The sequence below is a fragment of the Streptomyces pseudogriseolus genome (assembly GCA_002154585.1).
GTDB lineage: Bacteria > Actinomycetota > Actinomycetes > Streptomycetales > Streptomycetaceae > Streptomyces > Streptomyces pseudogriseolus.
Genome location: MUNG01000542.1, coordinates 1 through 6,258 on the forward strand (window position 1 = coordinate 1; position 6,258 = coordinate 6,258).

General features: G+C 73.0%; 9 protein-coding genes and 1 pseudogene. 7 read left to right on the forward strand and 3 right to left on the reverse strand.

All coding sequences use genetic code 11. The annotated features are described in order from the left end of the window. Positions 1 to 198 (reverse strand): annotated as a pseudogene (locus CCN29_RS32415) (glyceraldehyde-3-phosphate dehydrogenase); the annotation flags it as partial. A gap of 233 nt (positions 199 to 431) precedes the next feature. On the opposite strand from CCN29_RS32415, the gene CCN29_RS32420 reads away from it, so the two are divergent. Beyond that, entirely contained in the window at positions 432 to 836 is a 405-nt protein-coding gene (locus CCN29_RS32420; RefSeq protein WP_006134511.1) for an SseB family protein, read from the forward strand. A gap of 63 nt (positions 837 to 899) precedes the next feature. Here CCN29_RS32420 and CCN29_RS32425 read toward each other — a convergent pair whose 3' ends face one another. Continuing rightward, the gene (locus CCN29_RS32425; RefSeq protein ID WP_006134510.1) at positions 900 to 1,289 is read right to left on the reverse strand and encodes a MarR family winged helix-turn-helix transcriptional regulator; all 390 of its coding nucleotides are present in this window, start codon (positions 1,287 to 1,289) and stop codon (positions 900 to 902) included. Positions 1,290 to 1,510: 221 nt separating this feature from the next. Here CCN29_RS32425 and CCN29_RS32430 point away from each other — a divergent pair, with 221 nt between their 5' ends. The 4 genes from CCN29_RS32430 to crcB (CCN29_RS32445) all read left to right on the forward strand — a co-directional run bounded on the left by CCN29_RS32430 (position 1,511) and on the right by crcB (CCN29_RS32445) (position 3,021). Next, positions 1,511 to 1,768 (forward strand): winged helix-turn-helix domain-containing protein, encoded by a 258-nt coding sequence (locus tag CCN29_RS32430; protein ID WP_031016660.1) that lies wholly within the window; start codon positions 1,511 to 1,513, stop codon positions 1,766 to 1,768. 76 nt (positions 1,769 to 1,844) lie between these two features. Further along, the gene (gene crcB / locus CCN29_RS32435) at positions 1,845 to 2,288 is read left to right on the forward strand and encodes a fluoride efflux transporter CrcB (protein ID WP_031016662.1); all 444 of its coding nucleotides are present in this window, start codon (positions 1,845 to 1,847) and stop codon (positions 2,286 to 2,288) included. Then, a complete protein-coding gene (locus CCN29_RS32440; protein ID WP_086686093.1) occupies positions 2,285 to 2,650 on the forward strand; it encodes a DUF190 domain-containing protein in 366 nt (121 codons plus the stop codon). The genes crcB (CCN29_RS32435) and CCN29_RS32440 overlap by 4 nt, the downstream gene beginning before the upstream one ends. Further along, positions 2,647 to 3,021 carry a fluoride efflux transporter CrcB gene (gene crcB / locus CCN29_RS32445; RefSeq protein ID WP_086686095.1) on the forward strand — a complete coding sequence of 125 codons (375 nt, stop codon included), beginning with the start codon at positions 2,647 to 2,649 and terminating at the stop codon, positions 3,019 to 3,021. The genes CCN29_RS32440 and crcB (CCN29_RS32445) overlap by 4 nt, the downstream gene beginning before the upstream one ends. A 2-nt stretch (positions 3,022 to 3,023) precedes the next feature. Here crcB (CCN29_RS32445) and CCN29_RS32450 read toward each other — a convergent pair whose 3' ends face one another. Beyond that, on the reverse strand, positions 3,024 to 3,944 hold the full coding sequence (locus CCN29_RS32450; RefSeq protein ID WP_086686098.1) for a fatty acid desaturase family protein: 921 nt from the start codon (positions 3,942 to 3,944) through the stop codon (positions 3,024 to 3,026). Between the two features lie 360 nt (positions 3,945 to 4,304). On the opposite strand from CCN29_RS32450, the gene CCN29_RS32455 reads away from it, so the two are divergent. Both CCN29_RS32455 and CCN29_RS32460 read left to right on the forward strand, forming a co-directional pair. Then, on the forward strand, positions 4,305 to 5,060 hold the full coding sequence (locus CCN29_RS32455; protein ID WP_051803147.1) for a FadR/GntR family transcriptional regulator: 756 nt from the start codon (positions 4,305 to 4,307) through the stop codon (positions 5,058 to 5,060). Further along, positions 5,060 to 6,076, forward strand: a complete 1,017-nt coding sequence (locus CCN29_RS32460; protein ID WP_086686100.1) for an asparaginase — start codon at positions 5,060 to 5,062, stop codon at positions 6,074 to 6,076. The genes CCN29_RS32455 and CCN29_RS32460 overlap by 1 nt, the downstream gene beginning before the upstream one ends. The last annotated feature ends 182 nt before the right edge of the window (positions 6,077 to 6,258 follow it).

A 6,258-nucleotide genomic window follows, 5' to 3' on the forward strand; every position in this document is an offset into this window, starting at 1 on the left:
TAGCTCCTCGCCGGCGATCTGCCGGGCGAAGCGGTGCGTCTTGAGGATGCTGACCACCGACTTGTTCACCAGGGAGCGGCTGTGCAGCAGGACGGTGACGTCACGCTCCCGGTGCAGCTTCCCGATGATCGGGATCATCGACTCCGCGATCTCCTCGCGGTGCTTCCAGTTGGTGAACGAGTCTTCGTTGACAGTCACAGCATCATCTTTCGAGCTAGAGGGTGCTCATATGATAGCCATGCCGCTCGGAGGGGTCGGAGGGGGTCCGTTCCGCGGGTGAGGCGGGGGTGCGGCAGGGTCCGGCGGGCGGTGCGGGACGGTCGCGCGTCGCAGGGTTGCCCGACATGCGAACGGGTACGCGTCCCTCACTGTGCCCGGGGTCGGAGTGTGTCCCGGGCGGGCCGACAACCGCCGCTACCAGGGAATTCGTCATGGAAACACCCGCGCACGAGAACAACGCCCCCACGCCCGCGCAGCGGGCCCTGGACGCACTGTCGGAGAACACCGAGGACACGGCCGCGCTGGACGCCCTGGCCAACAGCGACGTGCTGATCCCGGTCCCCGACGACGCGGGCGACGAGGAGGCCGCCGACCCCGGCGCCGTCGCGCTGCCCGTGCTGGAGCAGCCGGGAGGCACCCAGGTGGTGCCCGTGTTCACCTCCGAGCTGGAGATGGCCGGACTGCTCCCGTTCGTGTCCCGCTACCGTCTGGTCCCGCTCGGCGCCCTCGCCGCGCAGTGGCCGGCCGACGACCTGTCCCTCACCATCGACGGCAGCTCCGAACACCGCCTGACCCTGACCTCGGAGGGGGTCCGCACGCTGCTCGCCCGCCCCTGAGGCCGGCGGTGACCGTCGGCCCGTACCTGTAGGGGGCACGGGCCGATCGGTGAGGTCGGTAGGTCAGTCCCCGAGCGCCCGCGCCAAAGCGGCGCGCTGCACCGGCAAGGTCTCGGCGTGCAGGTCGCGGCCCCGCGCGGTGAGCTGCACATAGACGCCGCGCCGGTCGGTCGGGCAGGTGCTGCGCTCGACCAGGCCGTGCCTCTCCAGCCGGGCGATCAGCCGGGACAGCGCGCTCTGGCTCAGATGCACCCGGCCGACCAGGTTCTGCACCCGGCACCGCTCGTCGCGTGCGGGAGCCGCCGACGCGAGCAGGTCGAGGACCTCGAAATCGGAGGCGCCCACCCCGTACGGGTGCAGGGCGCGGTCTATCTCGCCCTGGGTGCGGGCGTGCACGGCGAGGATGTCACGCCACCGTTCCTCGAGCCGCGCCTCGTCGGTCGTCCCTGCCATACGGGAACCGTAACATTTGTTCGATATTCAAAGAACGGCCCGGCGGCCTCGCCGCCGACGGGGCCCGCGCGCCGACCGCCATCGCTGTACCGTTCAACCTCCGTGCCGCGCAAGGGCGTTGACTCCGGACAAGCTGCCCGTGGAGCGGGACAGGGGGACCCCGGGCGCGGCACAGTGGGAGGGCGCCGGAGATGAGGACGCCCGGCGGGGAGGTGGACGACATGCTGAGGACTCCCGCCGACGGGACACGACTGCGCATCCTCGCCTGGCTGGGCGAGCCGGACACCGCCGAACGCGGCCTCACCGCGGACGACGTCGCCGCCCGCCTCGGCGTCCCCCGCCCCACGGCCCTCACCCACCTCCGCCTGCTCACCTCCCTCGGCCTCCTCCACCCCACCGGCCAGGACGACACCCCGCGCTACCGCCGCGACGAGATCCGCCTCGCCGAGGTGACGCAGCTGTTCGAAAAGGGCTGGTGAGGGGCGGACCGCGGGCCGCGCCGCGGCCCCGGGCGCCGGACTAGACTGATCACGTGCCAGTGGGAGACGTGCGACCGTGACGACCCCGGACACCGGGCGACCCCGTGCCCGCAGCACCGTACGCTCCCAGGCGCCGGTCGTCGGCGCGGTCGCCGTGGGCGGCGGCGTCGGAGCGGCGGCCCGGTACGCGGCCCTCGTGTGGTGGCCGACCCCGGCGGGCTCCTTCCCCTGGACGATCCTCTGGGTCAACGTCCTCGGCTGCGCCGTCATCGGCGTCTTCATGGTGATCGTGACCGAGGCGCGCACCGCGCACCGTCTGCTCCGCCCGTTCTTCGGCACCGGCGTCCTCGGCGGTTTCACGACGTTCTCGACGTACGCGGTGGACACCCGCGGGCTGTTCGAGGCCGGCCGCCACGCCCCCGCGCTCCTCTACCTGGCCGCCACGCCGGCCGTGGCCCTGACCGCCGTGTGGGCGGCCACCACGGTCACCCGCCGGGCACTGATCAGGAGGCAGCCATGACCACTCCGGCCCACAGCGCCCTGCGCCTCACCGTGCTCGTCGGCGAATGCGACACCTGCCACCGCCGGCCCCTCTACTCCGAGATCGTCCATCGGGCCCACGCGGCCGGACTCGCGGGCGCCAGCGTGTTCCGCGGCATCGAAGGCTTCGGCGCCTCCTCGCTCGTGCACACCTCCCGGCTGCTGTCGCTGAGCGAGGACCTGCCGGTGGCGGTCGTCGTCGTCGACACCGAGGAGCGGGTACGGGCCTTCCTGCCCGAGGTCGACGCGCTCGTCCCGGAGGGGCTGGTGTTCCTCGAGCGCTGCGAGATCGTTCCCCGGCGCGGGACCGGCTCGGACGCGGCGGGGGAGAGGCGCGCGTGAACTGGCTGTACGTCGTCCTCGGCGCCATGGCCGGGGCGCCCTTGCGGTATCTCACGGACCGGGCGGTGCAGTCGCGGACCGGATCGGCGCTGCCGTGGGGGACGTTCACCGTCAACGTCGCCGGGAGTCTGGTCCTCGGCCTGCTCGCCGGGGCCGCCGCCGCGGGCGTCGCGGGATCCGGCACGCAACTGCTGCTCGGCACCGGCCTGTGCGGCGCCCTCACCACCTACTCGACGTTCTCCTACGAGACCCTCCGGCTGGCCGAGAGCGGCGCCCTCGGGTACGCGGCCGCCAACGTCCTGGTGAGCACGGCGGCCGGCCTGGGCGCCGCCTACGCGGGGGCGGCGCTGGCCGGGACGGTGTGGCCGTAGGATCAGCGCCCCGCCGCACGCAGGGGCTCGCCCACCTGCCGCAGATGGCGCAGCGCCGTACGGTACGAGGCGACGAGCCCCGACCGGCAGTACGGGATGCCCAGCTCCGCGCAGTACCGCTCGGTGATCACCTGGGCCTTCGCGAGGGCCGGCGTCGGCATGCTGGGGAAGAGATGGTGCTCGATCTGGTAGTTCAGGCCGCCCATGAACACGTCGGTCAGCACACCGCCGTCGACGTTGCGGGAGGTCAGCACCTGGCGGCGCAGGAAGTCCGGCTCGCTCCCCTCCTCGATCATCGGCATGCCCTTGTGGTTCGGGGCGAACACCGAACCGAGGTAGAGACCGAACAGCCCTTGGTGCACGGCGATGAACGCGAGCGCCTTGCCGGGGGAGAGAAGGGTGAAAAGACCCCCGAAATAGACGGCGAAATGCGCGACGAGAAGGGTGCCCTCCAGTACGGGCCGTTTCATCGACAAACTCCGCAGCGCCTTGAAACTGCTGACACTCAGATTCAGGCCCTCGAGGGTCAGCAGCGGGAAGAAGAGCGCGGCCTGGTGTTTCCCGATGAACCGGGCCGGCCCCCTGGCCCGCCGCGCCTGACTGCGTGACCACACGATGATGTCGGGGGCGACGTCCGGGTCCTTGTTCTCGTGATTCGGGTTCGCGTGGTGGCGGGTGTGCTTGTTCATCCACCAGCCGTAACTCATGCCGAGCAGCACGTCGGCCACCACCAGGCCGCCGATCTCACTGGGGCGCCGGCGGGAGAACACCTGGCGGTGCGCCAGGTCGTGCGCGGCCAGCCCGAGCTGCCCGAACACCACGGCCAGCGCGGCGGCGACGAACAGCTGGCCCCAGCTGTCGCCCAGCACCAGGAACGCGGCGACGCTCCCGGCGAGCGCCAGACCCACGGTGGTGAAACGCACCGTGTAGTACAGCGGACGGCGGCGCAGAAGTCCCGCATCGGATATGCGCCGGGAAAGCTCCGAGAAGTCACTCCCTCTCGCGGAATTCCCCTCCCGCCCTCTTTTCGGTCCGTTCCCCTGAGGGTTGGTCTGCTTTTCGTCTCCGCCCGGGGAACGAGTGCCGGTCAGTACCGTCGAATTGGCCATGCGTTTCAGTATGGGTGCGGGGTGAGGCGCGAGAAATGGCGGTGGCCCCCGCATGCGCGGGTGTGGGTAGCCCCAGGACAGGGGGGTGGTGTCCCCCGGGCGGGGGTGTGGCCGGCACCACCCCGGAGCGGTCCGCGCTTGACAGTGCGCGCGGCCTGCCCGCACGATCGGCCCGTGAACCTGTCAGACAGCCAGACAGGTGGTGCGGGACCGCGGCGCGTCAGCGCGACGGAGGCGGTGCTCGGCCACCTCCGCGACGCCATCGAGCGCGGCGACTACGCCATCGGCGACAAGCTCCCCTCGGAGGCGGAGCTCTGCCGTGAACTCCAGGTGTCCCGGCCGGTGCTGCGCGAGGCGCTGCGGGCCCTGCAGACCATGGGCCTGACCGTGTCCCGTACCGGCAAGGGCACCTTCGTGGTCGCCGACGCCGTGCAGGATCCCACCTTCGGCGACTACACGGCCGGACACCTCATGGAGGTCCGCCGGCACGTAGAGATCCCCGTCGCCGGGTACGCCGCCCGCCGCCGCACCCCGGAGGACCTCGACCGGCTGCGGGACCTGCTGGAGCGGATGGAGCGGGAGACCGACACCACCGCCTGGGCGGCCCTGGACACGCTGTTCCACCTCGCCGTCGCCGAAGCCGCGCAGAACCCGGTGTTCCGGCGGGTCATCGAAGAGATCCGGGACGCGCTGGCCCGCCAGTCCGCCTTCCTCAACGAGCTCGGCGGCCGCCGCACCCACTCCGACCGTGAGCACCGGGCCCTCGTCGAGGCCCTGGCCGCCGGCTCCGAGGAGGACGCCGTACGGGCCATGACCCACCACCTCGACCGGGTCGAGGCCACCCTCGCCGACATCGTGCGCCCCCCGCGCACACCGGGCCCGCGCACCACTTCCGAGCAGGCCCGCCACGACAACCCGCAGGCAGTGTGATGCACAGCAGTCTCCCCGCGGCCGCACCCCCGGTCCGCGCACCCCGACACGCCCCCGTCGCCCACCTGATACGCGGCGGGGTCGTCGAAGGAGTCCACTACGGCTCCGTCGTCGTCCTCGACGCCGGCGGCGAGGACGTCTTCCGCCTCGGCGACCCCGAGGCGGCGTTCTACCCGCGCTCCGCGCTCAAGCCCGTCCAGGCGGTGGCCATGGTCCGCGCCGGCCTCCCCCTCGACGGCGCGCTGCTGTCACTCGCGGCGGCCAGCCACTCCGGCGAGGAACGCCACCTCGTCGGGACCCTGCGCATCCTCCAGCACGCCGGCCTCACCGAGGACCACCTGCGCAACGTCCCCGACCTGCCCCTCGACCCCGCCGTCCGGGACACCTGGGTGCGCGCGGGCCGCGGCCCCTCCCGGCTCGCGCAGAACTGTTCCGGCAAGCACGCCGCCATGCTGTGCACGGCGAAGCTGAACGGCTGGCCGGTCGACGACTACCTCGACCCGTCCCACCCGCTCCAGCAGCTGATCGCCGAGACCGTCGAGGACCTCGCCGGACGCCGCGTCGCCACGGTCACCGTCGACGGCTGCGGCGCGCCCCTGTTCGCGGTGTCCCTGGAGGGCCTGGCCCGCGCCGCCGCCCGGATCGCGAGCGCGGCGCCCGGCACCCCCGAGGGCCGGGTTGCCGACGCGATGCGCACGCACGCCGAAATGGCGTCCGGCACGGGCCGTGACGTGGCCGCGCTGATGCGCGCGGTGCCGGGGCTGCTCGCCAAGGACGGCTTCGAGGGCGTCCAGGTCGCCGCGCTGCCCGACGGCCGCGCCGTCGCCGTGAAGATCGCCGACGGCGCCGCCCGCGCCCGTGTCCCGGTCACCGCGGCGGCCCTCACCCACGCGGGTGTGGACCCCGTCCTCCTCACCGCGTTCGCAGGCGAAACGGTCCTCGGCGGAGGCCGCCCGGTCGGCGGTATCCGCCCGGTGACGGGCCTAGGCACGGCGGCGGAACCGGCCGGAGTCTGAACGACGGGGCCCACCGCGCCGGGCCGCTCCCGGGCGGCGGGTGCCGGCGGTCGGTGCTTCTGGGCCGGCGGCCGGCTACTTCGGTGACGCGGTCGGTGTCTCAACGGCGGGCCGGTTCGCGGGACCGGGTCCGTCTGGGGCGGAGGCGGTGTGGATGGGGCGGCGGGTGCCGGCGGTCGGTG

Bases quoted from the DNA above. Each gene is read 5' to 3' on its own strand.
- CCN29_RS32460 (WP_086686100.1), top strand. From the start codon at position 5,060: ATGCACAGCAGTCTCCCCGCGGCCGCACCCCCGGTCCGCGCACCCCGA.
- CCN29_RS32425 (WP_006134510.1), bottom strand. From the start codon at position 1,289: ATGGCAGGGACGACCGACGAGGCGCGGCTCGAGGAACGGTGGCGTGAC.
- CCN29_RS32430 (WP_031016660.1), top strand. From the start codon at position 1,511: ATGCTGAGGACTCCCGCCGACGGGACACGACTGCGCATCCTCGCCTGG.
- CCN29_RS32440 (WP_086686093.1), top strand. From the start codon at position 2,285: ATGACCACTCCGGCCCACAGCGCCCTGCGCCTCACCGTGCTCGTCGGC.
- CCN29_RS32420 (WP_006134511.1), top strand. From the start codon at position 432: ATGGAAACACCCGCGCACGAGAACAACGCCCCCACGCCCGCGCAGCGG.